21 protein-coding genes are annotated in these 26018 nt (G+C 65.6%); 16 read left to right on the forward strand and 5 right to left on the reverse strand.

Annotated features, from left to right (window positions below):
• From mfd to IEV96_RS16010, 4 genes are all read left to right on the forward strand, one after another.
• Positions 1 to 3657, forward strand: a complete 3657-nt coding sequence (mfd, locus tag IEV96_RS16000; RefSeq protein ID WP_188511723.1) for a transcription-repair coupling factor — start codon at positions 1 to 3, stop codon at positions 3655 to 3657.
• A 176-nt stretch (positions 3658 to 3833) separates the two neighbouring features.
• On the forward strand, positions 3834 to 3980 hold the full coding sequence (locus tag IEV96_RS16740) for a hypothetical protein (RefSeq protein ID WP_229733465.1): 147 nt from the start codon (positions 3834 to 3836) through the stop codon (positions 3978 to 3980).
• 111 nt (positions 3981 to 4091) lie between these two features.
• Positions 4092 to 4823, forward strand: coding sequence for a hypothetical protein (locus tag IEV96_RS16005; protein ID WP_188511724.1), 732 nt, complete (start codon positions 4092 to 4094; stop codon positions 4821 to 4823).
• A gap of 107 nt (positions 4824 to 4930) precedes the next feature.
• Positions 4931 to 7372: a phosphoketolase family protein gene (locus tag IEV96_RS16010; RefSeq protein WP_188511725.1), complete on the forward strand. Its 2442-nt coding sequence runs from the start codon at positions 4931 to 4933 to the stop codon at positions 7370 to 7372.
• A gap of 61 nt (positions 7373 to 7433) precedes the next feature.
• Here the strand turns inward: IEV96_RS16010 and IEV96_RS16015 are convergent, their stop codons facing one another.
• Positions 7434 to 8198 (reverse strand): hypothetical protein, encoded by a 765-nt coding sequence (locus IEV96_RS16015; RefSeq protein WP_188511726.1) that lies wholly within the window; start codon positions 8196 to 8198, stop codon positions 7434 to 7436.
• A gap of 423 nt (positions 8199 to 8621) precedes the next feature.
• Here IEV96_RS16015 and IEV96_RS16020 point away from each other — a divergent pair, with 423 nt between their 5' ends.
• From IEV96_RS16020 to arfA, 5 genes are all read left to right on the forward strand, one after another.
• Entirely contained in the window at positions 8622 to 9644 is a 1023-nt protein-coding gene (locus tag IEV96_RS16020) for a LacI family DNA-binding transcriptional regulator (RefSeq protein WP_188511727.1), read from the forward strand.
• A gap of 165 nt (positions 9645 to 9809) precedes the next feature.
• Positions 9810 to 11168, forward strand: coding sequence for an ABC transporter substrate-binding protein (locus IEV96_RS16025; RefSeq protein ID WP_188511728.1), 1359 nt, complete (start codon positions 9810 to 9812; stop codon positions 11166 to 11168).
• A 69-nt stretch (positions 11169 to 11237) separates the two neighbouring features.
• Entirely contained in the window at positions 11238 to 12182 is a 945-nt protein-coding gene (locus IEV96_RS16030) for a carbohydrate ABC transporter permease (protein WP_188511729.1), read from the forward strand.
• Positions 12182 to 13057, forward strand: coding sequence for a carbohydrate ABC transporter permease (locus IEV96_RS16035; RefSeq protein ID WP_188511730.1), 876 nt, complete (start codon positions 12182 to 12184; stop codon positions 13055 to 13057). Before IEV96_RS16030 ends, IEV96_RS16035 begins: the two co-directional genes overlap by 1 nt.
• 38 nt (positions 13058 to 13095) lie before the next feature.
• A complete protein-coding gene (gene arfA / locus IEV96_RS16040; RefSeq protein ID WP_188511731.1) occupies positions 13096 to 14598 on the forward strand; it encodes an arabinosylfuranosidase ArfA in 1503 nt (500 codons plus the stop codon).
• An 83-nt stretch (positions 14599 to 14681) separates the two neighbouring features.
• Here arfA and IEV96_RS16045 read toward each other — a convergent pair whose 3' ends face one another.
• Positions 14682 to 15509, reverse strand: a complete 828-nt coding sequence (locus IEV96_RS16045) for a CPBP family intramembrane glutamic endopeptidase (RefSeq protein WP_188511732.1) — start codon at positions 15507 to 15509, stop codon at positions 14682 to 14684.
• Between the two features lie 84 nt (positions 15510 to 15593).
• Positions 15594 to 16772, reverse strand: coding sequence for a restriction endonuclease (locus IEV96_RS16050; protein WP_188511733.1), 1179 nt, complete (start codon positions 16770 to 16772; stop codon positions 15594 to 15596).
• A 350-nt stretch (positions 16773 to 17122) separates the two neighbouring features.
• Here IEV96_RS16050 and IEV96_RS16055 point away from each other — a divergent pair, with 350 nt between their 5' ends.
• From IEV96_RS16055 to IEV96_RS16065, 3 genes are all read left to right on the forward strand, one after another.
• Positions 17123 to 18289 carry a DNA cytosine methyltransferase gene (locus tag IEV96_RS16055; protein ID WP_188511734.1) on the forward strand — a complete coding sequence of 389 codons (1167 nt, stop codon included), beginning with the start codon at positions 17123 to 17125 and terminating at the stop codon, positions 18287 to 18289.
• A 103-nt stretch (positions 18290 to 18392) separates the two neighbouring features.
• A complete protein-coding gene (locus IEV96_RS16060) occupies positions 18393 to 19400 on the forward strand; it encodes an HNH endonuclease (RefSeq protein ID WP_188511735.1) in 1008 nt (335 codons plus the stop codon).
• A 262-nt stretch (positions 19401 to 19662) separates the two neighbouring features.
• Positions 19663 to 21033: an MDR family MFS transporter gene (locus IEV96_RS16065; RefSeq protein ID WP_188511864.1), complete on the forward strand. Its 1371-nt coding sequence runs from the start codon at positions 19663 to 19665 to the stop codon at positions 21031 to 21033.
• Here the strand turns inward: IEV96_RS16065 and IEV96_RS16070 are convergent.
• Positions 21030 to 21317 (reverse strand): hypothetical protein, encoded by a 288-nt coding sequence (locus tag IEV96_RS16070; protein WP_188511736.1) that lies wholly within the window; start codon positions 21315 to 21317, stop codon positions 21030 to 21032. The two genes, IEV96_RS16065 and IEV96_RS16070, sit on opposite strands and share 4 nt — an antisense overlap.
• An 84-nt stretch (positions 21318 to 21401) precedes the next feature.
• Here IEV96_RS16070 and IEV96_RS16075 point away from each other — a divergent pair, with 84 nt between their 5' ends.
• Complete coding sequence (locus IEV96_RS16075) at positions 21402 to 21878, forward strand: hypothetical protein (protein ID WP_188511737.1); 477 nt, start codon at positions 21402 to 21404, stop codon at positions 21876 to 21878.
• 27 nt (positions 21879 to 21905) lie between these two features.
• Positions 21906 to 22619, forward strand: a complete 714-nt coding sequence (locus IEV96_RS16080; protein ID WP_188511738.1) for a nucleoside triphosphate pyrophosphohydrolase — start codon at positions 21906 to 21908, stop codon at positions 22617 to 22619.
• Here the strand turns inward: IEV96_RS16080 and IEV96_RS16085 are convergent.
• Complete coding sequence (locus tag IEV96_RS16085; protein ID WP_188511739.1) at positions 22616 to 23137, reverse strand: thermonuclease family protein; 522 nt, start codon at positions 23135 to 23137, stop codon at positions 22616 to 22618. The genes IEV96_RS16080 and IEV96_RS16085 overlap by 4 nt on opposite strands.
• A 113-nt stretch (positions 23138 to 23250) precedes the next feature.
• On the opposite strand from IEV96_RS16085, the gene IEV96_RS16090 reads away from it, so the two are divergent.
• Both IEV96_RS16090 and hisS read left to right on the forward strand, forming a co-directional pair.
• The gene (locus IEV96_RS16090; RefSeq protein WP_188511740.1) at positions 23251 to 24675 is read left to right on the forward strand and encodes an HNH endonuclease signature motif containing protein; all 1425 of its coding nucleotides are present in this window, start codon (positions 23251 to 23253) and stop codon (positions 24673 to 24675) included.
• Between the two features lie 34 nt (positions 24676 to 24709).
• On the forward strand, positions 24710 to 25999 hold the full coding sequence (gene hisS / locus IEV96_RS16095; RefSeq protein ID WP_188511741.1) for a histidine--tRNA ligase: 1290 nt from the start codon (positions 24710 to 24712) through the stop codon (positions 25997 to 25999).
• Positions 26000 to 26018 lie beyond the last annotated feature (19 nt).

Below are 26018 nucleotides of genomic sequence, written 5' to 3' on the forward strand. Positions count from 1 at the left end.
GTGATACTCGAAGGTTTGATTACGGCGCTTTCGCGCGCCCACACGTTCGAGGAAGCACTCTCGTACGCCACCCGCAACGCAGAATTCTCGCTCGTCGACGGGCTCCGTGCCCCGCTCATCGCCGGCCTGCTGGCCAAGCGGCCAGAAGCGCAGGCGCTGCTCGCGATCGTGTCGACCGGGCGCGAGAGCGAAGCGCTGCGCGAGTCGCTGTCGTCGGTGCTGCCGAACGCCGAGATCATCGAGTTCCCGGCGTGGGAGACGCTGCCGCACGAGCGGCTCAGCCCGAGCAGCGAGACCGTGGGCAAGCGCATCTCCGCGCTGCGCCGCCTCGCCGAATGGGACCGCTCGCGCCCGATCATCGTCGTCGCCAGCGTGCGCGCCGCCCTGCAGCCGCTCGCCGACAACCTCATCGAGACGCCGACCATCGACCTCAAGGCCGGCGGACGCGGCTACAGCCTGCCCGGCATCACGCTCGAGCTCATCGACCTCGCCTACTCGCGCGTCGACATGGTGACGCGTCGCGGCGAGTTCGCCGTGCGCGGCGGCATTCTCGACGTCTTCGCCCCCACCGACGAGCACCCCCTGCGCCTCGAGTTCTTCGGCGACGAGCTGGAGCAGATCCGCCCGTTCTCGGTCTCCGATCAGCGCTCGCTGGCCGACACCGTGGAGCACGCGCAACTTCCGCCCAGCCGCGAGCTGCTGCTCAGCCCCGCTGTGCGCCAGCGCGCCCGCGAGATGCAGCACGAGTTTCCGGGTCTCGCCCAGATGCTCGCGAAGATCGGCGAGGGCATCCCCGTCGACGGCATGGAGTCGCTCGCGCCCGCGCTGCTCGACCGACTGGTGCCGCTCACCCACTACCTGCCCGACGAGGCCGCGGTCGTCGTGCTCTCGCCCGAGAAGGTCGCGACGCGTGCCGTGAGCCTCGTCGAGACCAACCAGGAGTTCCTCGCCGCCGCCTGGAACGCCGCCACCGCGGGCGCCGAAGCACCGATCGACCTCGACGCGGGCGACTTCGTGACGCTGAACGCGCTGCGGGCTTCGGCCGGCAAGCGCGCCTGGTGGACCATGAGTTCGTTCGACAGCGGTGCGGCCACGGACCCTGAGCTTGTCGAAGGGGGCGGCGCTTCGACAGGCTCAGCGACCGGGAGCGCCTTGGAAGCCCGCGTCGCCGCCACCCTCGATGCCGACGACCACTACGTGCGCATCGACGCGACCGCCGTGCCGAGCTTCGCCGGACAGCCGACCGGCGCCATCGACCACGTCGAGCAACTGCTGCGCGACGGCTGGAACGTAGCCATCGTCGCGCGCGGCCAGGGCCTGGTCGAGCGCGCCGTCGACGTGCTCGCCGAGCGCGAGCTGGCGGGGCGGCTCGTGGATTCGTTCCCTTCGACGGGCTCAGGGACCGTGCTGGAACCCGGCGTCGCCTACCTGCTCAAGGCCTCGGCCGAGCACGGGTTCGAGCTGCCCGAGATCAAGTTCGCCCTGCTCAACGAGAGCGAGTTCTACGGCCGCGCCGTCGGCTACGACGCGCGCCAGGTCAAGAAGCTCGCCAGCCGCCGCAAGAACGTCGTCGACCCGCTGCAGCTGAAGAACGGCGACTTCGTCGTGCACCAGACCCACGGCATCGGCAAGTTCATCGAACTCGTGCAGCGCGAGGTCTCCAGTGGCGGACGCAACGCCGTCAAGCGCAGCCGCGAGTTCCTCGTCATCGAATACGCCCCGGGCAAGCGGGGCATGCCGGGCGACAAGCTCTACGTACCCACCGACCAGCTCGACCTGCTCAGCCGCTACGTCGGCGGCGAGGCACCCAGCCTCAGCAAGATGGGCGGCAGCGACTGGTCGAACGCCAAGAACAAGGCGCGCAAGGCCGTGCGCGACATCGCGGTCGAGCTCGTCAAGCTCTACTCGGCGCGCATGGCGTCGAAGGGCCACGCCTTCCCGAAGGACACGCCCTGGCAGCGCGAGCTCGAAGACGCCTTCCCGTTCGCCGAGACCGTCGACCAGCTCACGACCATCGACGAGGTCAAGGCCGACATGGAGCGCCCCATCCCGATGGACCGCCTGCTCTCGGGCGACGTCGGCTACGGCAAGACCGAGGTCGCCGTGCGCGCCGCGTTCAAGGCCGTGCAAGACGGCAAGCAGGTCGCCATGATCGTGCCGACCACGCTGCTCGTGCGCCAGCACATGGAGACCTTCGCCGAGCGCTTCGCCGGGTTCCCGGTGCACCTGCGCGCCCTCAGCCGGTTCCAGACCGAGAAGGAATCGAAGGAGACCCTGGCGGGCCTCGCGGATGGCACGGTCGACGTCGTCATCGGAACACACCGTCTGCTCGGCTCGGGCATCGCCTTCAAAGACCTCGGCCTGGTGATCATCGACGAGGAGCAGCGTTTCGGCGTCGAGCACAAGGACGCGCTGAAGAAGCTGAAGACCAACGTCGACATCCTCGCGATGACCGCGACCCCGATTCCCCGCACCCTCGAGATGGCGGTCACGGGCATCCGCGAAATGTCGACCCTCGCGACCCCGCCCGAAGACCGCCACCCGATCCTCTCGTTCGTCGGCCCGTACAGCGATAAGCAGGTGTCCGCCGCGATCCGCCGTGAGCTGCTGCGCGAGGGCCAGGTCTTCTTCGTGCACAACCGCGTGTCATCCATCAACCGCGTCGCGGCCCAGCTCTCCGAGCTCGTACCCGAGGCGCGCATCGCGATCGCCCACGGCCAGCTGCCCGAGAGCGTGCTCGAACAGGTGATGGTCGACTTCTGGGAGCGCAAGTTCGACGTCCTCGTCTCTACGACTATCGTCGAGACCGGCCTCGACATCGCCAACGCGAACACGCTCATCATCGACCGCGCCGACAAGTACGGGCTCAGCCAACTGCACCAGCTGCGCGGCCGTGTCGGTCGCGGACGCGAACGCGCCTACGCCTACTTCCTCTACGACGAGATGAAGCCGCTGTCGGAGACAGCCCACGAGCGTCTGTCCACGATCGCCGCCAACAACGAGCTCGGCGCCGGCATGCAGATCGCGCTGCGCGACCTCGAGATCCGCGGTGCGGGCAACCTGCTCGGCGGAGAGCAGAGCGGACACATCGCGGGCGTCGGATTCGACCTCTACCTGCGGATGATCGGGGAGGCCGTTTCGACCTTCCGTGGTGACGTCGCCGAGGGCCAGACCGAACTGCGTCTCGAGCTGCCCGTCGACGCGCACATCCCCGAGGAGTACGTCGAGAGCGAACGCCTTCGCCTCGAGGCGTACCAGAAGCTCTCGACCGCCTCGGCGCCTGCCTCGACCCCCGAGCAGATCGATCTCGTGCTCGAGGAGCTCGCGGACCGCTACGGCGAGCCGCCCGAGCAGGTGACGAACCTCATCGCGGTGTCCCGCCTGCGTCGCATGGCCGTGAAGGCCGGGCTCAGCGAGGTCGTCGCGATGGGCGGCAACCTGCGCATCGCCGGCGTCGCGCTGGCCGACTCGATCCAGATCCGGCTGCAGCGCATGTACCCGGGATCGAAGTACTTCGCCGCGAACGCCGCGGTCGCGATCCCCATGCCGCGCGTCAACGGCGAGCCGCTCGACGACGCCGCCCTCATCGCCTGGACGAATACCCTCCTGGTAGCCATCTTCGGCGCCGAGCTCGCGGAGGCCACCCCCACTGCCTAATTCGGTCGCTGAGCTTGTCGAAGTGCCCTTCGACAAGCTCAGGGACCGCACTGCTGGTTGAGTAAGGCCGCTTGCGGCCTGTATCGAAACCCCCACTGGTTTCGATACGGTCGCTGGGCGATCTACTCAACCCACACGAGACTGGCTAAGCTGATCAAAACTCGTGAGGTGGGCCGATGAAGCTTCAGGCCATTCCCACCAAGGAATCCTTCGTGACCGAATGGCCTCGACAGGGTTGGAATCCGAGCGCGACCGACATCTACGACGCCGAACTCGCGGCGGTCGAACTGGCCTGCCCGAGCTATCCCGACGGCCTGCGCTGACGGATCGGCAGTTACGATTTCGCTATGCCACCTCAGGGTGGCACAAGGAAATCGAGACTATCGAGCCAGCTGCACCCCAATCTCGTTGCGAGCTGGCAACGAACGGTAGGTATGAGTGAAACGGACGCTGCATCCGATGCCGCGCGCAGCAACGAGCTAGACCGGCTGCGTCGCGTCGCATTCGGCCGCACGACGAACGCCGACGAAGAGCGAGCTGCCGCCTCCGCTCTGGCGGAGCTCGCGCGCCTCGAGGCCGAACCCGAGGTCGCTGAGCCCCCGGTCGCTGAACCTGTCGAAGCGCCTCCGGCGGAGACAGTCACCGACGCTTCGGCCAGCTCAGCGAGCGGAGAACCACGTCGCTGGCTGGTGCCCGCGGCCGTCGGGCTGCTCGTCGGCGCGATAATCGCCGGAGCCGGGGTGTGGGCGCTGCGTCCGGGCGAAGCTGAGCCCGCGACATCCGCGACCCGCGAGACGGGCGTCAACTACTTTCTCGGCGACCCGCCTGGCGAAACCTCGATCGAGGGCGACGTGCAGGCGGCCGAGCGTTGGTTCTCCGAGCCGCAGTCGGAGGAGGACCTCGAGGGCGTCGGCTCGCTGCTTCCGGAGTTCGATCGCTCGAGCGTGCGCCTCGTGCACGCCAGCTCGCTCGCCAAGGTGTGGGTCGCGAAGCGCGTCGACGGCCAGCTCTGCCTCGAGACGACAGTGACAGAGACGGATCTGACCACCGGCAGCTGCGCCCTGCCACCCGACTTCGCGGACCGCGGGCTCACCGTCTCGTCGGAGGTGCTCACTGCCGTCTGGAACGGCAGCCAGCTGAAGGTCGTTGCCACCCGAGAAGAATAAGGCGTCCGCGGCCTTACTCAACCAGCACCCGGGTAGCAACGGGACGTACGTCCCTAGCCAGCGACCCCGCCGGTGGTGCAGCCTGTGAGTACCGACGAAAGGTAGATATGAACGCCTGGCAGTACCGCGAACCGCACATCCTCGATTCCGAAGGCCTCGAACAACTGAACACCTGGTGGAGGGCGGCGAACTACCTGTCAGTCGGCCAGATCTACCTACTCGACAACCCGCTGCTCACGGTGCCGCTCACGAAGGAGCACATCAAGCCGCGTCTGCTCGGCCACTGGGGAACCACCCCCGGCCTGAACTTCATCTACGCACACCTCAACCGTGTCATCCGAGAGCGCGACCTCAACACGATCTACATCACCGGCCCCGGCCACGGCGGTCCGGGCATGGTGGCAAACGCCTACCTCGACGGCACGTACAGCGAGATCTACAACACCATCGAGAAGACCGAAGACGGTGTGCGCCGGCTGTTCCGCCAGTTCTCGTTTCCGGGCGGCATCCCGAGCCACGTCGCGCCCGAGACGCCGGGTTCGATCCACGAGGGCGGCGAGCTCGGCTACTCGCTGAGCCACGCCTACGGCGCCGCTTTCGACAACCCCGATCTGCTGGTCGCGGCGGTCGTCGGCGACGGCGAGGCCGAGACGGGCCCGCTCGCCACCAGCTGGCACTCCAACAAGTTCGTCGACCCGGTGAACGACGGCGTCGTGCTGCCGATCCTGCACCTCAACGGCTACAAGATCGCCAACCCGAGCCTGCTCGCCCGCATCCCCGAGGAGGAGCTGCTGCAGCTCATGCGCGGCTACGGGCACACCCCCTACGTCGTCAGCGGCGGGTTCGACGACGAAGACCCGATCGCCGTGCACGCGCGCCTCGCCGAGACGATGGACGTGGTTCTCAACCAGATCGCGCAGATCAAGGCGGATGCCGCGGCGGGCGCCCTCGACGGACGCCCGGCCTGGCCTATGATCATCCTGCGCACCCCGAAGGGCTGGACCTGCCCCAAGGAGATCGACGGACACCCCGCCGAGAACAACTGGCGTTCGCACCAGGTTCCGCTGTCGAACGCCCGCGACACCGAGGAGCACACGCGCCTGCTCGAGAGCTGGCTGCGCTCGTACAAGCCCGAGGAGCTCTTCGACGAGACCGGCGCCGTCACCGCCGAGGCCACGGCCTTGGCCCCGGAGGGCGACCGGCGGATGAGCGCTAACCCCGTCGCGAACGGCGGGCTGCTGCGTCAGGCACTGAAGCTGCCCGACTTCCGCGAGTATGCCGTCGACGTGGAGAGCCCGGGCGCATCCGCGAGCGAAGCCACCGCGATTCTCGGCAACTGGCTGCGCGACGTGATCACGAAGAACCCGACGAACTTCCGCATCTTCGGTCCCGACGAGACGGCGAGCAACCGCCTGCAGGCCGTGTTCGAGGTGACCGACAAGCAGTGGGACGCCGGCACCCTGCCGATCGACAGCGACAACCACCTCGCCCGCGCCGGTCGCGTGATCGAGATGCTCAGCGAGCACCAGTGCCAGGGCTGGCTCGAGGGCTACCTGCTCACCGGACGCCACGGCATCATCAACTCGTACGAGGCGTTCATCCACATCGTCGACTCGATGTTCAACCAGCACGCCAAGTGGCTGAAGAGCTCGCGGCACATCGAATGGCGCCGCCCGGTCGCGTCGCTCAACTACCTGCTGTCGTCGCACGTCTGGCGCCAGGACCACAACGGCGCCTCGCACCAGGACCCCGGCTTCATCGATCACGTCGTGAACAAGAAGGCCGACGTCGTGCGCGTCTACCTGCCCTTCGACGCCAATACGCTGCTGTCGACCTACGACCACTGCCTGCGCAGCGTCGACTACGTGAACGTGGTGGTGGCCGGCAAGCAGCCCGCGCCCAACTGGCTCACGATGGACCAGGCGATCGACCACTGCACGCGCGGCCTCGGGCTGTTCGACTGGGCCGGCACCGAGGTGGCCGGCGAGGCTCCGGATGTTGTGCTCGCGTCGGCGGGGGATGTGCCGACACTGGAGATGCTCGCGGCCGCATCCATTCTCCGCGAGAAGGTTCCGTATCTGAAGGTGCGCGTGGTCAACGTCGTCGACCTCATGCGTCTGCAGACCGAGGGGGAGCACCCGCACGGCCTCAGTGACAAGGAATACGACGCGATCTTCACGACCGACAAGCCGGTGATCTTCGCGTACCACGGCTACCCGTGGCTCATCCACCGTCTCACCTACCGCCGTCACGGGCACAACAACCTGCATGTGCGCGGGTTCAAGGAGGAGGGCACCACCACAACGCCCTTCGACATGGTGATGCTGAACGACATCGACCGCTACAAGCTCGTGATCGACGTGCTCGACCGCGTGCCCGGCCTGGCCGAGCGGGAGGGGTCGCTGCGGCAGCAGATGCAGGACTCCCGTTCCCGCGCCCGCGCCTACACGCGCTCGCACGGCGAGGACATCCCCGAGGTGACCGAGTGGTCGTGGGGCGGCAAGTCGTCGGCGTCGGCCTTCAGCGACTCGGGCGGAGACAACGTCTAGCGCTCACAGGCCGCTCGCGGCCGTATCGAAACCGGTACGGCCGCTGAGCGTGTCGAAGCGCTTACTGCGGCGTGCGGAGCTCGGCGAAGTCCACGCCGTCCCAAGACAGCGAGACCGTCTCGCCGACCCCGACCGACCGGATGACCAGACCCTGCGTCGCAAACGCGCCGGGCGGCAGGCACACCGTCGCGCCGTCGCCGTTTGTCTCGACGGCCATCAGGCAGATGTCGTCGCTGACCGACCGGCCCGCGTACACCAGCTGGTCGTCGGTCTTGCCCACCAGGTGCATCGAGCCGGTGTCCATCGACGAGTCGAGCTGCGCGACGACGTCCTCCGGCTTCTGCGGACTGCGGAGCAACGTCTCGGCCGCCTCAAGGTCGCCCGACCCGATCGCGAAGGAGGTGACCACACCGGGCTCGGGCGGAGAAGTCTCGTCCCCCGTCGCCGCATTCAGAACCAGAAGCCCGGATGCCACGGTGAGCGCGATGCCGACGACGAACGCCGCGAAGGCGGGCACCGCCCACACTCGCCAGGTCGCCCCGAGTCGCTGCAGGTATCCCGGCTCGTCGTACACCTCGACGACGTCGACGGTGACGCGGCCCGGCGGGTCGGACTCCGGTGCGCCGTCGGCCGTTGCCCCGCCGTGAACCTCGTGCTCGTTCGTCCGCGCCCGGGTGAAATCGGCAGCTTCGCGCTCGGCCCGCACCTGCAGCGAGTGCGCCTCGTGATTGGCCAGGGCCGCGCGTGCCTCGACCGCCGCTGCCTCCTCGGCCGCGGTGGAAGTGCGCCCGAAGGCGACGCGGCGCAGATCGTCCAGCTCGGTCATGCACGGAAGCGTACCAAACCTCACGTCTTCCGCACCCGAGCCGCTCGCAGCGTGCCGACGGGTGACCTCGGCCCGTTACATCCGCAGTTCGGCCGCGTTTTCTCACCATCGCGCCCGAATATCCCGCCGCGCTGGTGAAAAAGCACGGCGCGGCCTCGCCGGTGCGGCCGTTCGGCACGGGTGCGGCCGTGCGAACGCGCGCACCCGTGCCAGACGGCAGCCCCGCCCGTGAGTCCGCCGGCAAGGGCTGCCCGCAGCATCCGATTGCGTCGTTTGGGGGCACCAGAGCGGCCCAGCTGCCCCAAACGGCGCAACCCGGCCGCCCACCCTGTCACAATCGAGGCAACTGCGACGGAGATTGGCCGCGCCCGCGACCGTTTCAACGTTGTAAAGTGAGGCAACCGACCGCGAGGGGGGAACGACATGTCGATCACGATGCACGACGTGGCGCGGTTGGCCGGGGTGTCGATCAAAACGGTGTCGAACGTGGTGAACGACTACCCGCACATTCGTCCCGAGACCCGCGACCGCGTGAATTCGGCGATCGACGAGCTCGGCTACCGTCCGAACCTCATCGCGCGGGGGCTGCGGTCTGGGCGCACCGGTGTCATCAGCCTGATCATCCCCGACCTGCGCAACGCCTACTTCGCCGAGCTCGCCGACGTCGTCATGCGCGCCGCCGATGCCCAGGGGCTCAGCGTCATCATCGAACAGTCGGGGGCGGACCGGGATCGCGAGATCGGGCTGCTCGGCGGAGAACGCAAGCAGAAGGTCGACGGCATCCTGTACAGCGCTCTCGCCCTCGGCGAAGACGACGCGCACATCCTGAACGACGTGACCACGCCCCTCGTGCTGCTGGGGGAGCGCATCTTCCACGGCCCCACCGACCACGTCACCATGCAGAACACCGAGGGCGCGCGCGCCGCGACCGCACACCTCATCGCGCTCGGCCGCACCCGCATTGCGGTGGTCGGTGCGCACCGCGGCGAGGTCATCGGCTCGGCGGGTCTGCGGCTCGCCGGCTATCGCGAGGCGCTCGCCGACGCCGGCATCGCCTACGACGACGAGCTGGTGGGCGAGGTGGGCGGCTGGTACCGCTCGGGTGGCGCCCAGGCGATGCGCCTGCTGCTCGACTCGGGCGCGAAGTTCGACGGACTCGTGGCGTTCAACGACTCGATGGCACTCGGAGCGATGCGGGTGATGCAGGAGGCCGGCCTGCGCATCCCCGACGACGTGGCGGTCATCGGCTACGACGACATCGATGAGACGCGCTACACGCTGCCCACGCTGTCGACGATCGACCCGGGCAAGGAGGAGATCGCCGAAGTCGCGGTGCGGTTCCTGCTCGAACGCATTGGCAACCCGGGCGCGGTAATCGAGCCGCGCGAGCATCTCGCCGCCTACCGGGTGGTCGTGCGCGAGTCCAGCACGCTGCCGCAAAACTAACGTCGGGCCGATTGCGGCGATGCTCTTGACATCGGCCGCATCCGCTCTGCATTATGTCTTTTACAACGTTATATACAACGTTGTAAATGGGGGCCAACGAGGGCCTGCACCCGCTGATCCACCGCTCATGACAACGAAGTCCATGCACGACCGAGAGGAATCACAGTGAAGAAGAAATCACTCGTCGCGGGTCTGTCCGCGATCGCGATCGTCGCCAGTCTGGCCGCCTGCAGCGGCGACGGCGGGGGTGGCGAGGGTGGCTCGAACGCCAAGCCCACCAACTGCACCAACAAGATCGTCAACGCCGACGCTCCCGTCGTCTCCGTCTGGGCCTGGTACCCGAACATGGCTACGGTCGTCGACAACTTCAACAACGACCACGACGACGTGCAGGTGTGCTGGACGGTCGCCGGTCAGGGTGCCGACGAGTACGCCAAGCTGCAGACCGCGGTCTCGGCGGGCAAGGGCGCGCCCGACGTCGTGATGCTCGAGACCGACCAGCTCGTCGGCTTCGAGATCCAGGAGGCGCTCGTCGACATCAGCGACCTCGGCGCGAACGACGTGAAGAAGAACTTCGCCGAGGGATCGTGGGGGGATGTCTCGCAGGGTGACGCCGTCTACGCCGTGCCCATCGACGGCGGCCCGATGGCGATGATCTACCGCAAAGACATCTTCGAGCAGTACAACATCACCCCGCCCACGACGTGGGAGGAGTACGAGGCGGCCGCGCAGACCGTAAAGGACGCGGGCGGCCCGTGGTTCGGCAACCTCGGCAGCAACGTGCCGGCCGCGCTCACCGCGCTCTTCCAGCAGAACGGGGCGGTGCCGTTCGACTACGACCTGGCCGACCCGCAGAAGATCTCGATCAACCTCGACACCCCCGAGATCAAAGAGGTCATGGACTACTGGGCCGGGCTCACCGAGAAGGGCCTGATCGGCACCGAAGACCAGTTCACCACCGACTACATCGCGGGCGTCGTCGGCGGCAAGTACGCCACCTACGTCTCCGCGGCCTGGGCTCCCGGCTACCTCACCGGCGCCGGAGTCGGCCAGGGCGACGACGCGGGGCTCTTCGCGGTCGCGCCGCTTCCGCAGTGGGACGCCGACAACCCGGTGTCGGTCAACTGGGGCGGATCCGCGCTCGCGGTGACCACCCAGGCGAGTGACAAGGAGCTTGCTGCGAAGGTCGCCCTCGGCCTCTACGCCGACGAGGCCTCGCTCACCGACGGGTGGAAGACGCAGACCATCTTCCCGCTCAACAAAGACGTGCTCACCTCCGACGAGTTCGTGAACAACGAGGTCGAGTTCTTCGGCGGTCAGACGGCGAACAAGGACATCTACATCCCCGCCGCCGACGCCTACGAGGGCACGACCTACAGCCCGTTCAGCGTCTACTACTACGCGCAACTCCAGGCGCAGCTGGTGAAGATCGCCGCCGGTGACGTGGGTGGATCGCAGGCAGCCACCGACCTGCAGGACATCATCGTGAAGTACGCGCAGGAGCAGGGCTTCACGGTCGAGTAGGTTTCGCAGCCGCTGCGGCCCCGGGCAGACACCCGGGGCCGCGACATCCAATCACCAAAGGATCTTGAAATGGCAGAAGCAGCAACGGCGCCGCTCGCAACCACGAAGGTGCGCGCCGCCACCCGCAAGAGAACCGCGCGGGAGCGCCGGCACTCGCTCACGGGCTGGCTTTTCATCGCCCCGTTCGGTGTGGTGTTCGTGGTCTTCCTGGTCACGCCGCTCGCCTATGCGTTCTACCTGAGCCTGTTCTCGAAAGGGCTCGCGACCGGAACCGCGTTCGCCGGCATCAACAACTACGTGCGAGCCTTCACCGACCCGTCGTTCCTCAAGGGCGTCTGGTTCGTGGTGCGGTTCTCGATCGTGCTCATCCCGGTGCAGATGCTCGTGTCGCTCGCCGCGGCCCTCGTGCTCGACAATCTCACCAACCGGTTCGCCCGCTTCGCGCGGCTGATGATCTTCCTGCCCTACGCGGTGCCCGCTGTCATCGGCGCGCTCATGTGGGGGTTCCTGTACAGCCCCAGCTTCGGCCCGCTCGAGCAGATCTTCGGGGCATTCGGGGCGGATGCACCGTTCCTCTTGAGTCCCGACAACATCTTCTACGGGCTCATGAACGTCGTGACCTGGCAGTGGGCCGGCTACTACATGATCATCATCTACGCGGCGCTGCGGGGCATCGACCCCACGATCTACGAGGCAGCCAAGATCGACGGCGCGAACTCGTGGCAGGTGGCACTGCGCATCAAGATCCCGATGGTGCGATCGGCGCTCGTGCTCATCCTGGTGTTCGCCCTCATCGGCACGCTGCAGTTCTTCACCGAACCGCAGGTGCTCGGGCCGGTGGCGAACGGCACGATCACGCCCGACTTCACCCCGAACATCTACGCCTTCAACCTCGCGTTCAAGTACGCGCAGTTCAACTACGCCTCGGCCATCTCGTTCTCGCTCGGCGCGATCGTGTTCGTCGGCGTCTACATCTTCCTCTTCGTCACACGCAAGCGCGGGAGCGTACTCTGATGGCCATCGCAGCACCCACCGCGCGCAAGCCGCGCCACGTGATCACCTACGTGTTTCTCGGCATCCTCGTCGTCTACTTCCTGGTGCCGCTCTGGTTCCTCTTCGTGGCGAGCACGAAGGACGCGCCCAGCCTCTTCGGCGGCGACAGCGCGCTGTGGTTCTCGGGCGACTTCAACCTGTTCACCAACCTGTCGAACCTCGTCACCTACAATGACGGCATCTACCTGCGCTGGATCGGCAACTCGGCGCTGTACGCCTTCATTGGCGGCCTTGGCGCCACGGTGCTCGCGGTGCTCGCCGGCTACGGCTTCGCGAAGTATCGGTTCCGCGGCCGCGACCTGTCGTTCGCGATTCTGCTCGGCTCGGTGATGGTGCCGCTCACGGCGCTGGTCATCCCGACCTTCGTGCTGTTCTCCGAGCTGGGGCTCACCGACACGATCTGGGCGGTCATCCTGCCGTCGCTGCTCAGTCCGTTCGGCGTCTACCTCATGCGCGTCTACGCTGCCGAGGCCGTGCCCGACGAGTTGCTCGACGCTGCGCGGGTGGATGGCGCGGGGGAGTTCCGCACCTTCTTCCAGGTCGCGCTCCCGCTCATGAGACCCGCCGTCGTGACGGTGCTGCTGCTGTCGGTCGTGGGCACTTGGAACAACTACTTCTTGCCGCTGGCGATGCTCTCGAACAGCCAGCTCTATCCGATTACGGTGGGTATCGGGCTCTGGCAGGGGCTCGCAGCACAGAACAACGGCGGCTCGGGCGTATCTCTCTGGACCCTCATCATCGTCGGCTCGCTCATTTCGATCATCCCGCTGATCGTCGCGTTCCTTTCCCTGCAGAAGTACTGGCAGGGCGGGCTCGCGATCGGCAGCCTCAAGTAGCTCTCCCCACCCTCCGTACCTCAGATCGAAAGAGACCCATGCCCCAGGCCAGCCTGACCATCAACCCGCGCTTCACCATCGGAGCGGTGGACCGCCGCCTGTTCGGCTCGTTCGTCGAACACCTCGGCCGCTCGGTCTACGACGGGATCTACGAGCCGGGGCACGAGACCGCCGACGAGGAGGGCTTCCGTGGCGACGTACTTGAGCTAGTGCGCGAGCTGGGCGTCTCGACGATCCGGTATCCGGGCGGCAACTTCGTGTCGGGCTTCAAGTGGGAAGACAGCGTCGGGCCTGCTGCCGATCGCCCCACCCGGCTCGACCTGGCGTGGCACTCGACCGAGACCAACGAGGTGGGGCTGCACGAGTTCTCGAGCTGGCTTCGCAAGGCGGGCAGCGAGCTGATGCTGGCGGTCAACCTCGGCACACGAGGGGTCGAAGAGGCCCTCGACTTGTTGGAGTACGCCAACGTGCCATCCGGATCGACGCTGTCCGACCAGCGCCGCGCGAACGGTCTCGACGAGCCCCTCGCGGTGAAGATGTGGTGCCTCGGCAACGAGATGGACGGCCCGTGGCAGCTCGGTCACCGCAACGCCGACGACTACGGCAAGCTCGCCTCGATGACCGCGAAGGCCATGCGCCAGCTCGACGAGAGCATCGAGCTCGTCGTCTGCGGCAGCTCGAACCGCACGATGCCCACCTTCGGCGCGTGGGAGCACACCGTACTGCAGCACACCTACGACGACGTCGACCTGATCTCGTGCCACGCCTACTGGGCCGAGAGCCAGAGCGACCTCGAGAGCTTCCTCGCCGCCGGACACGACATGAGCCTCATGATCGAGGAGGTCGTCGCGACCGCTGACGCGGTGAAGGCCGCGTTGAAGAAGACCAAGCAGATCAACATCTCGTTCGACGAGTGGAACGTCTGGGACATTTCCCGGTTCGAGAACGAAGACAAGATCTCGGGAGTCGAAAACTGGCCTTTGGCGCCGCGCCTGCTCGAGGACTCGTACACGGTCGTCGACGCGGTGGTCGTGGGCAGCCTGCTGATTTCACTGCTCAATCATGCGGATCGGGTCAGCTCGGCGAGCCTCGCCCAGCTGGTCAACGTGATCGCGCCCATCATGACCGAGCCCGGCGGAGTCGCGTGGAAGCAGACCACCTTCTTCCCGTTCGCCGTCACCTCGCGGCTGGCCGGCGCGACCGCACTGACCCCGCGCCTCGTCTCCGACACCTTCGAGACGAGCACCTACGGCGAGGTCAACCTGGTCGACTCCGCGGTGACGTCCGACGACGCTGGCACGTCGGTGTTCCTGGTGAACCGATCTGTCACGGAGGCGACGACGGTCACGATCGACATCGCGTCGCTCGGTGACGTCGCGGTGACGGAGGCCGTGGCGATTCACGACGAAGACATCCACGCCGCGAACACCCTGGCCTCGCCAGACCGCGTGGGCCTGCGCCACATCGAGACCACGATCGCCGACGGCGTCTTGACGATCACCCTGCCGCCCGTATCCTGGGCCGCCCTGCGGGTCGAGTAGGTCGCTTAGCGCCCGTATCGAAACTCCCGGTCGCTGAGCCTGTCGAAGCGCCCGTCACGCGGGTTGAGCTTGTCGAAACCCCTTTACGGCGTACTCAACTCCGCAGCATCCGACGCCACCTTCTTGACCGGCGGCGCCCCATTGCCCAACTCCTTGTGCACCCCGAAAACCACCACCGGAATCAGCACCAGCGACCGAAGATCGAACAGCGCGTGCACGACGATCGCGACGACGATGCTTCCGGTCGCCAGATAGATCGCCATGAACGCGGTGCCGAGGATGACCGAGCCGATGATGCCGGGCAGGCCCTGATACGCGTGCAACAGCCCGAAGATCAGGATGCTGGCCGCCACGGCGGCCACCGCACTCCCGGTGACGCCGAAGATGAGCACGGGCAGGGCCAGGCGGAACAACAATTCCTCGACGATGCCGGCGTTGATCGCGAGGGCCGCGCCCCACTTGAGTTCGGCGCGGTTGCGGGGGAGGAGCGCCTGCACGTCGCCGATCGACGGCACTTCGGTCTCGCTGCGGGCGAGGAAGATGCCGAGCACGGCACCGCCGCCGATGACCAACACGAACGCTCCGACGAGGGCCGGGCCCAGCCACCCGCTGTCAGCGAACGCCTGCTTGGCACCGGCGACCCACGACCACTCGTCGACAGCAGCCGTGAAGGGTTCCACGAACTGCCAACTCAACAGCAGCACAATCACCGCGGCCCCGCCGAAGTTGACGAACGACTGCCGCAGCCACTTGCGGAACATCTTCTGCCGCCGCTTCGTCGACCGCTGCCGCTTGAACGTCGCGTACTCACGCCGGTTCTTGCGGATGGCGTTCCAGGTCATGAACGCGAGGAGCGCGACGAGAACGGCGCCGAGAATCCAGGGGGTCAGGGGCGCGGTGGGGGAGAGCACGTGTCTAGTTTGCGCGGTTTCGCTGGGAGGAGCGCCTGATCGCTGCATCTGCCGGGCGCCGCACTTAAACCGTTTGTGGAACAGTCAGGACAAAGGTGGGTACGTCTTGTTCAGCCATGCTTTCCAGCCCGCGGCACCGGGAAGATTCGACGCGGTGACTATGTTCGCAATGTCGCCGCCCGCGATCACGATGATTGGATGGCGATCTTCCTTGAGTTCTTTATACGCCTGACCATCCAAATGGCTCGTTGTCACGAGCACCCCGAACTGGCGATGCCGAAGGCGCGATATCAGTCGAGATAGCTCTCGTACTCCGACCGAGTTTCCCGGCTTGTAGCACTTAGCTTCCATGGAGAAGTCCAGGAGGATGTCTCCGCCCCCCGTACCCACTTGCAGCAGACCGATCGCGTCTCGTCCACCGTCACGAGATCGTCGAGTAACGTCCAACGACACCACCGTCGGTAGATGGATTTTCACAAGGTCTGCTGCGAAGTGCTCGAAATCGTTGGGTCGGGAACTGAAATGGTCGTAGATACCCTTCACTACGGCCTTTCCTCCAACGCCTGTCGGCTCCTGTTCCAACCTCGTGCGATGCTCGACTATCCGGGGCGCTTGGAGGGCTTTGGGCGCTCCGCCATTACGCCAACACAACCATGCGGCCGGTGCGTTTTCGGAGTTCGAAAGACCTTGAACTATGTCCTGAATCCAGGCGCGAGAGACGGTACCGACGTCAAGAACCGTGAAAACTGCCTTGTAGTTCTGATATCGAAGTCCGTCTTTCGAACGCCAAATCCCGGTTAGATCATCTGCGTACGTGGTAGCGGTGGAGCCCGGCACAGCGAGGCCTAGGAACCGATGATCGCGACCCTGGCCGGTCTTGGAGAATACGAGCACCGGTGCGACTTGCGCTCTCTGCGTCGCGCTTCCGTGGGCGGCGTCGAAAAGATTTCTGAGAACCAGATTTCCTTTTCTTGGAGTGTCGTGAAGATCTTTACCACCGGTCTTATTGTCGCCGTAGTACATCAAAACACCGCTCTGAGCGTCAAGGTGGTCAGGCCAGTCCAGGTCTTCACCTGAGGTGACGAGGGCGACAAGCCTTGGATTCGTTACTGGGCCTTTCGGGCGTATTCCACCTGCGTTCCCCACAGGTAGAAGGCGCCCAATAGGGTCGTCGGACAGGTTGCCCGCAGTCCCGCCCGCGTAGACAGCGTCCACCACTAAGTCGGCAAGTTCCAGGTCCACAAAAGCGACTTGTCCGCTCACTTTTCTCCCCACATTTCACCGAGCATACTTCCGTGCCCAACGGAGCGACGGCTCTAGGGTGCTGCAATGGATGACGAACACGGTCGCCGCGGTCCCGGCGACCACGTTGCGACGAGCGATACAATTCCATTGCAGAAGTTTCGATCCGGCGGGCAGGTCATGCGCAGCTTGGATCGAGAACCGCGAGATCAGAACCGGATCGGCAGGACATAACTGTGATCGGCCAAGCCCGCACCGCGCGCAGGATCCGATTCGGGACGAATGTCGGCGGTTGATGGGAAAGTCTGGTGATCAAGGTTGCTTCGCGTCTGACGCAGCTAACTACCGTAGGACTTAATAGGAGCAATCAAGTGAGCACCGCACTTCCCGTAGTTAGTCTCTTTTCGGGAGCTGGCGGGTTGGACCTCGCTATTGAGCGTGCCGACTCAGAACCGTTGGCTCCGCACGACCTTGGGTCGGGGCTAGCGCGCGTTGCTGTCGCAACTGACTACAACGGTCCGGCTTTGCAGACGCTCGCTCAGAATTTTCCGCATACAAAGTCGATAAACGGCGACATTCGTCTTCTCGAGACCGACCAACTTTTGGCTTCGGCAGGATTGAGCCAATCTGACCCGGTCCTGGTTGTTGGCGGCCCGCCCTGTACTCCATTCAGTAAGTCCGGGTTTTGGCTTGAGCAGAAGCGAGAAAGCCGAGACCCGAACGCGTCATTGCTGGACGAGTATGTCCGAGTGGTTCGTGAGACACGACCGGAAGCATTCATTCTGGAAAACGTCCAAGGCTTGACCTATAAAACTCACAAGGAACAGTTTGAGCGGCTTCTCAAAGGTCTGACTGAACTTGGCTATAACCCGCAGTGGAAAGTCCTCCTAGCCGCCGACTATGGAGTTCCGCAACTTCGCCGCCGCGTATTCGTTGTGGGTCGCCGAGACGGCCGCGTGTTCGAGTTTCCTAAGCCGACCCATTCCGGCTGGAGCGAACACACTCGGAAGTTTGACTCTGATCTGATTCCTCATGTCACGTCGCAGTCCGCTTTCGCCGGTCTGGTGGAACCTACCGAACCGGACGAATACGTTGATGGGCAATACGGAGACCTCGCGGCCGAAATTCCCCCCGGACAGAACTATCTCTGGCATACAACTCGATACGGAGGCAGGGATCACTTTGAGTGGAGGAGCCGGTATTGGACTTTCCTCCTTCGGCTCGACCCAAACCGCCCCTCAACAACGTTGCAAGCGCAACCCGGACCTTACGTAGGTCCGTTCCATTGGGACAACGTCACCACGGAACAAGGTGCGGAGCGCGCGCGTCGGCTTCGTGTGCCCGAGATTCTCCGCCTGATGTCCTTTCCCGACGACTTCATTGTTCCGACAAAGCGGGCGGATGTTCAGCGACAGCTAGGCAATGCCGTGCCTCTCGAACTCGGCAAGGCCGTCGCGCGCGCGTTGCTCACACAACTCGGGTACATTCCCATGGAAAAGCCGGTCCCCCTATCAATTCCGCTCTCGTTGTCCGCGTAGCTTGGTGTGCCGAGATTTTGGTCAGCGAAGCGAAGCCCGAACAGGCGGCAAAGGTGCACGCAAGGCGACCTGACAGGACGCGATTCTATGAAAATTGGCTCGAATGACTGACCGCACCAATCTGGTACATCGACTACAAGAAATGGTCGGAGACGCGCTCCGGATCGACGAGATCGGGTCGGGATGGCCAACATTAGCGACTCTTGTTATCGATGAGACAGAAGTCCCGATATCTCTATTCGTGAGCCGCATCGGATTGAGCCATCGCGGGCGCGATCTAATCGAGCGTAGATTCCAGAATCCCGGGAACGACACTCCCCTGCGGGGCCTTCCTGGCCGCGAGTCCGTGCTTGTCGGCGTTCTTGAGGATGATGGCTCTATCGACCTTCCTCGACCGATTCTCGCGATCGCAGATGCTGCTCGCCGAGATGATGGAAGGACCACCCGTTGGTCTGTGTTTCTTCAACTCGAGTCGATCGTCGATGCGTCAACCTCCGGATGGTCGACAGACATAACGGATAGTGGCGAGATGATCTACTACATCGATCCGGCCTTGCTCCCTGTTGCAATAACCGCGACCATGACGGGCGCTGTTCCCGCTGACAAATCTATCTATGGCGCTGTAGCGAGCCTCAACTTGCGGAGGCCATTCGACGTCTACTCTGCTCCCGACGAAGCTGCCCGAGTTCGTCGAACTGTCACGTCGCTCGTCCGGGATTCGCGGTTCAGCGGGGATGTGCTCGGTGCCTACGATCGTGAATGCGCCATGTGCGGGCTTGGGCTGGGCCTGGTGCAAGGCGCGCACATTTATCCGGCGTCGGCGCCAGGATCCCGGGACATAGTCCAAAATGGGGTGGCGCTATGTGCGAACCATCATCTAGCGTTCGACCGGCACTTCATCGCCGTTCACCCAGGCACGTTGGAAATTGCGTTCCACCCATCGGTGAGGGAAAGGTCGTTCCACGAAGAGGCCGTGGCGAACTTTGTGGCCTCTACCTTCGATGTCATGCGCAGCCACGATCGCGGCCGGTCCCCGGACCCACAGGCCTTCGAGATGCGGTACGACCACTTCGCCGATATGTATCAGTGGCTTGACGAGGTCTGGGGCTAGTCGCAAATAGCATCCGGCGTTCGCGGCAATCTCGGTGGCGCATGACGGACCCAACAAGCGGTCCGACCGGTTTGTGGTCGGTTAATCGGGCCCACAAGATCGCCGCGGTCTCAGCCCGCAGGGAATGCGCGACCCCGCCCGCGAATTACCTTCCGAGGGGACATCCGCCCCCTGAAGAGGGAATGAGTGCCGCGTGAGCAATACCGTCAACCGCAAGGACGTCGGATTCCGGTCCGAGCGCGGGCCGATTCTTATCGCGCTCATGCTCACGACCGGGCTCGTGGCGATTGATTCGACGATCCTCGCGACGGCCGTGTCATCCATCGTCGACGACCTGGGCAGCTTCAGTCTCTTCCCCTGGCTCTTCTCCATCTACCTGCTCGCGCAGGCGGTCTCGGTTCCGATCTACGCGAAACTCAGCGACATGGTGGGGCGCAAGCCGATCGTGCTCATCGGCATCGGGCTGTTCCTGCTCGGGTCGATTCTGTGCGGGTTCGCGTGGAGTATGCCGGCGCTGATCGCGTTCCGGGTCATCCAGGGTCTGGGTGCGGGCGCGGTGCAGCCGATGTCCGTCACGATCGCTGGCGACATCTACACCGTCGCTGAGCGGGCCAAGACGCAGGGCTATCTGGCGAGCGTGTGGGCGATCTCGTCGGTCGTGGGACCGACTCTCGGCGGGCTGTTCTCGCAGTTCCTGTCGTGGCGTTGGATCTTCTTCATCAACATCCCGTTGTGTCTGATCGCGGCCTGGATGATCTACAAGAACTTCCACGAGACGGTCGAGAAGAAGCAGCACAAGGTCGACTACCTCGGCGCCTCGCTGCTGGCCGCGTCGTTGTCGCTGCTGATTCTCGCGGTGCTCGAGGGCGGCCAGGCTTGGGCGTGGAACTCGCCGCAGAGCATCGGTGCGTTCGCGCTCGGTGCGGTTCTGCTAGGCCTGTTCGTCTGGGCGGAGTCGCGGGCGGACGAGCCGGTGCTTCCGCTCTGGGTGTTCTCGCGGCGCCTGCTGCTAACGACGTCGCTCATCGGTCTGGGTGTCGGCGCGATCCTGATCGGGCTGACCTCGTATGTTCCGACCTATCTGGAGCGCACGCTCGGCACACCGCCGCTCGTCGCGGGCCTCGCGCTCGCGGTTCTCACCATCGGCTGGCCGATCTCGGCATCGTTGTCGGGGCGGCTGTATCTGCGGTTCGGGTTCCGCACGACGGTGCTGATCGGGCTCGTGTTCGCCGTGGTCGGCTCGGTGGCTCTGGCGTCGACGGCGCAGACGCCGGCGCTGTGGTTTGTCGCGCTGTGCTGCTTCGTGATCGGGCTCGGCATGGGGCTCATCGCGGTTCCGTCGCTGATCGCGGCGCAGTCGTCGGTCGCGTGGAACGAGCGCGGCGTCGTCACGGGAACGAACCTGTTCGCCCGGTCCATCGGCAGCGCCGTGGGCGTCGCCATCTTCGGTGCGCTGGCGAACGCGATCTTCCTCGCGGCAGGAACAGAGACGGATGTCGCTGTCGTCGAGCAGGCCTCCGGTGTCGTGTTCATCGGCGTCGCGGTGGCGGCCGTGGTGACGGTCGTGGCCGCGATCGCAATGCCACGGCAGTCGCGCGTGGAGACCGGGGCCGGGGAGGCGGCGGCGGCCTAATCCGGGTCTACGTCCAGGCGCCACTCGCTCAGGAACTCGGCCACGGTCTTCGACTCGAGGTCGGCGTTCACCTGATCGAGCAGAAACTCGGGGGACCCGACATCCGCGGGGGTCCGCATGATCTCGGCTCCGGTGTCGCGGCGGTAGACGACGAGGTCGCTCACCACGGCCACGTCGCCGATGAGCGCGTTGCCGACGGCGGCGGCGTAGTGACGCAACTTCGCCCATCCCTGCACCTTGCGGGGGAGCAGCTCGGCGCGGAGGTGGGTCGAGGCCGGTTCCATGTTTCGAGCGTAGCGAAACCGGATGTCGGCGGTGCGCCATACAGTGCAGCCAACGATCCCGACTTTTCCCAGAAGCGAGGCGGCATGGCTGACGAACACGATTTCGATTTCATCTTCGGCGAGTGGCAGATCCACAACCGCAAGCTCAGAGACGTAACCGACCCCGACTGCACCGAGTGGATCGAGTTCGACGCGACAGGGCATGCCGAGCCGATCTTCGGCGGGCTGGGCCACATCGACCGCATGTTCGTGCCGACGTCGGCGGTCGTCGACGGATTCGAGGGGCTGGCGATCCGGCAGTTCGACCCGGCGGCTCGGGTGTGGCGCATCTGGTGGGCGTCGAGCTGGGCGCCCGGACACATCGACCCGCCGATGGAGGGCATCTGGGCCGACGGACGCGGCGTGTTCTACGGCGACGACATGATCGGTGGGCGTTCAGTGAAGCTGCGGTTCGAGTGGACGACGGATGACACGCATTCGGCCACCTGGCAGCAGAGTTTCTCGTACAACGGCGGGGTCACGTGGGGTCTGAACTGGGTGATGGACTTTTCGCGGAGGTAGCGTGCGCCGGGGTGACAGGATGGAGCCATGACCGAGGCCACGCAGCATCCGAAACTCGAAGAATTGATCGCAGTGCTGGAGAAGCTGAGGGCCCCGGGCGGATGCGCGTGGGACGCCGAGCAGACGCACGAGTCGCTGGTGAAGTACCTCGTCGAGGAGACGTACGAGCTGGTCGACGCGATCGAGCGCGGCGACCGCGAGGAGATGATCGAGGAGCTCGGCGACGTGCTCTACCAGGTCGTTTTCCACAGCGACATCGCCGCGCACACGCCTGGGGAGGAGTTCACGCTCGAGGACGTCGCGGCCAACATGACGGCGAAGATGATCGGTCGGCACCCGCACGTGTTCGGCGATGATGCCGAAAAGGCCGCGCTCAACGTGCAGACCGGCTCGGACGTCTCGGGCATGTGGGACGAGCTAAAGAAGGCCGACAAGAGCGGGCGAACGAGTGTGCTCGACGGGATCCCGCAGTCGATGCCGGCGCTCGCGCTCGCCGACAAGGTGCTGGGCAAGGCCGAGAAGCTGGGGATCATCGATGCCGACGCACCGGGCGCGCTCGCTCTTGGTTCGGAAGACGAGCTGGGCGGTGTGCTGCTCGCGATCGTGACGTCGGCGCGGCTGAACGGCCTCGACGCCGAGCGGTCGCTGCGCAGCGTGCTGCGGGAGCTTCAGGACGAGATCCGCGAAGTAGAGAAAGACGGCGGCATCGACGCGGGCATCATCGGGATGCCGGCGAGCTAGCAGGCGCCCCAGATGCCGGCTTGCGACTCCACCGCTATCGACTCGGCGCTGCTGAGCTGATCCCAGTAGGCGTCGTTCTGGCCGATGCGCACCGCCTCCGCGGCTCCGCGGGCGACCATCTCGAGGTTGATCGACGTGCCGTCGGCGGTGAAGAGGTAGAGCAGCGAGCGGCCGTACTGGTCGAGCGGCTCGACATCCGACTTGAAGAAGACCGGCGCGCCCTCGGGCGCCAGCTCGCGCAGGGTAGCGGTCGCCTCGTCGCCGTAGCACTCGAGATTGTCGCCGACCTCGGGTGTATCGATACCGATCAGCCGCACCTTGAGGTTCGGGTCGGCGGGCGTGGTAATAAACAGGGTGTCGCCGTCGTGGACGTAGTTGACGGTCGCCGACGCAGCGTCTGCGGGCATCGTTATCGCGGGCGTGGCGACGCGGCCGGGCTCTGGCGCGTACGACTGTGGTGTCTGCGCGCAACCGCTGAGGAGGGCGGTCGCCGCCAGGAGTGCCGCCATTCGAAACATGGGTCGAGCTTAGGGCGCTCGCTACTCCTCCACTTATCCACACCCACCCGCATTTCCCCACAATTCTCGGACCTCTTTATCGAACATATCTTCGAAAGTGGGAGAATTGACGCATGCAAACGACCACGGCAACCGACCTCACCCGGCAGTTCGCCGCTGCGGTGACGGCGCTGTGTGCGGTGTCGAAAGACGTTGCAGATTTTCAGACGGCGGATGACGCGGCTCTCGTCGAACTCTCGCGTCTGGCCGCGCAAGAGAAGCAGCTCGCCGACGCCCACCTCGCCCTTATCGCGGGTGAGATAGCGGCCCGGTCGACGCGGGAGATGGGCAATTCCGGGCTGGCGTATCGCGAGGGTTTCCGCAGCACCGAAGAGCTGTTGCGCACCACGACGGGGTCGAGCGGGCGCGAGGCCACGACCGCGGTGCGGGTCGGGCGGCTCGTGCGCGAAGCCGCGACCGCGGGGTCGATCGATCCCGTCACCGGCGAGAAGTTCGAAGCGGCGCAGCCATGGCTGGCCGACGTGGCGGCTGCGGTCTCGAACGGTTCGTTGTCGGTCGCGGCGGCAGATGCGATCCGCGCCGGGCTCGGCTCGCCGACAGAGAACGTGTCCGCCGATGCGTTGGCCGAAACGGCGTGGGTGCTGTGCCTCGAAGCGACGGTCCTCGATGTCGACCGACTGCTGAAGCGGGCGCGAGAACTGCGAGACGACCTCGACGCGGCTGGCATCGCCGACCCCGAGCGGGAGTGGGTCGAGAAGCGGTCGCTTCGACACTTCATGCTGTCCAACGGTATGGGCCGCGTCGTGTGGGATCTCGATCCCGAGAGCTACGCGGTCGTGACCGAGCTCTACGACCGGGCCACGTCGCCGAAGCGCGGCGTCAGATTCGTCGACGGCGATCGCAAAGAGACCGCCGAGCGCATCCTGGCCGACCCGCGCACGATTGAGCAGTTGGCTTCCGACACCCTGCTCGGGCTGTTGCAGGCGGGTGCCGACGCCGACTCCTCGCAACTCCTTGGCACCGGAGCGGCAGCTATTCGCGTGCTTGTGACCCAGAAGACGGTGAAAGCCCGCGAAGGCTACGGACGCATCGAAGGCACCGCGGCGCCGATCTCGCTTGAGACCGTCGAGCGGCTCACCTGCGGCGGCGATCTGAGAACTGTGACAATCGACAGCTTCGGGCAACCGCTCGACGTGGGCAAAGAACAGCGGTTCTTCACCCCGAAACAGCGCATAGCGCTCGCCGTCCGCGACGGGGGATGCCTCTTCGGCGACTGTGACCGTCCGCCGTCGATGACCGAAGCCCACCACATCAACTTCTGGAAACGCGACGACGGCCGAACCGATCTCAAGGACGGGGTGCTGTTGTGCAAGTTCCATCACCTGCTCTGTCATAACAACGGATGGGAGATCGAGAGAGTGGGCACGGAGTACTTCCTCGTGCCGCCTCCCGATGTCGACCCATCCCAAACGCGGAGACCCATGCCGTCGAAGAGTCCGGCAATGCGAGACCTCCGCCGCGAGCTGGCGGGCCACTGAAATGCCGATCAACAGAAACTGACAGAATCGAATCATGGCTTCCCCCGTAAACGCACCGCGCGGAATGCGCGACTTCCTCCCGGCCGAGAAGGCAACGCGCGAGCGTGTGCTCGGCGTTATCCGCGAGAACTATTTCGCGCACGGGTTCGACGAGATCGAGACCCCGGTGATGGAAGACAGCTCCCGACTCCACGCCGGACTCGGCGGCGACAACGAGAAGCTCGCGTTCGGTGTGCTCAAGCGGGGGCTCACCACCGACGACCTGCACAACGCAACCGACTCGCTCGAACTCGCCGACCTCGGCCTGCGTTTCGACCTCACGGTTCCCCTCGCTCGGTTTTACGCCACCCACCGCGCGGAGCTTCCCAAGGTCTTCCGCGCGATCCAGATCGCGCCGGTCTGGCGTGCCGAGCGCCCGCAGAAGGGGCGCTACCGCCAGTTCGTGCAGTGCGACATCGACATCATCGGGGAGTCAGGCCCGCTGGCCGAAGTCGAGCTCATCTCCGCCACAGCGGCCACCGTCCGCGCCCTGGGCATCGAGGGCTGCAGCATCCGCATCAACGACCGTCGCCTGCTCACGAGCATGCTCACGGTGCTCGGCTTCCCCGCCTCGGAGCACTCCGCCGTGCTCATCACCCTCGACAAGCTCGACAAGCTGGGCGACACGGGGGTCATCGAAGAGCTGAAAGACCGCGCGTTCCCGGCCGAGCCGGTGGCGGCGCTCGCCGCGTTCCTGCAGCGTCCGGTCGCATCGATGGATCTCGGCTTCGGCGAAGCCGCCATCCGCGCCTCGCTGCCCGAGGGAGTCGACGACACCGCGATCACCGAGCTGGCGGCAATCGGCGAGATGCTCGGCGAAGTCGACCGCGCGGTGCTCGAGTTCGACCCGTTCCTCGTGCGAGGCATGGGGTATTACACGGGCACGATCTTCGAGGTCACGCACCCCGAGTTCGGATACTCGCTCGGCGGCGGCGGACGATACGACGGCATGATCGGTCGCTTCCTCGGTTCGGATGTCGCGGCCGCCGGATTCTCGCTGGGATTCGAGCGACTCGTCGACCTGGTCGATCTTCCCGACGCGCTCGGCACGGACGCCACTGCTCTCCTCTACGACGACAGCGTCGCACCGGCCACGCTGCTGCAGCTCAAGTCCGACCTGATCGCCGCCGGAAAGCGTGTGCGGCTCGAGCGAAGCACGAAGAACACGCGGGTGCTGCTCGACCAGCTGGCGTCCCAGGGCTTCAGGCGCGTCGCGACGGTGAAGCCCGACACGACGACCGTGGACGACCTGCAGTGGCGGGAGTTGGAGGCGCCGGCCGGCTGAACGGGCCACTGACAACTGA

It is taken from the genome of Conyzicola nivalis, assembly GCF_014639655.1.
Classification (GTDB): Bacteria; Actinomycetota; Actinomycetes; order Actinomycetales; family Microbacteriaceae; genus Conyzicola; species Conyzicola nivalis.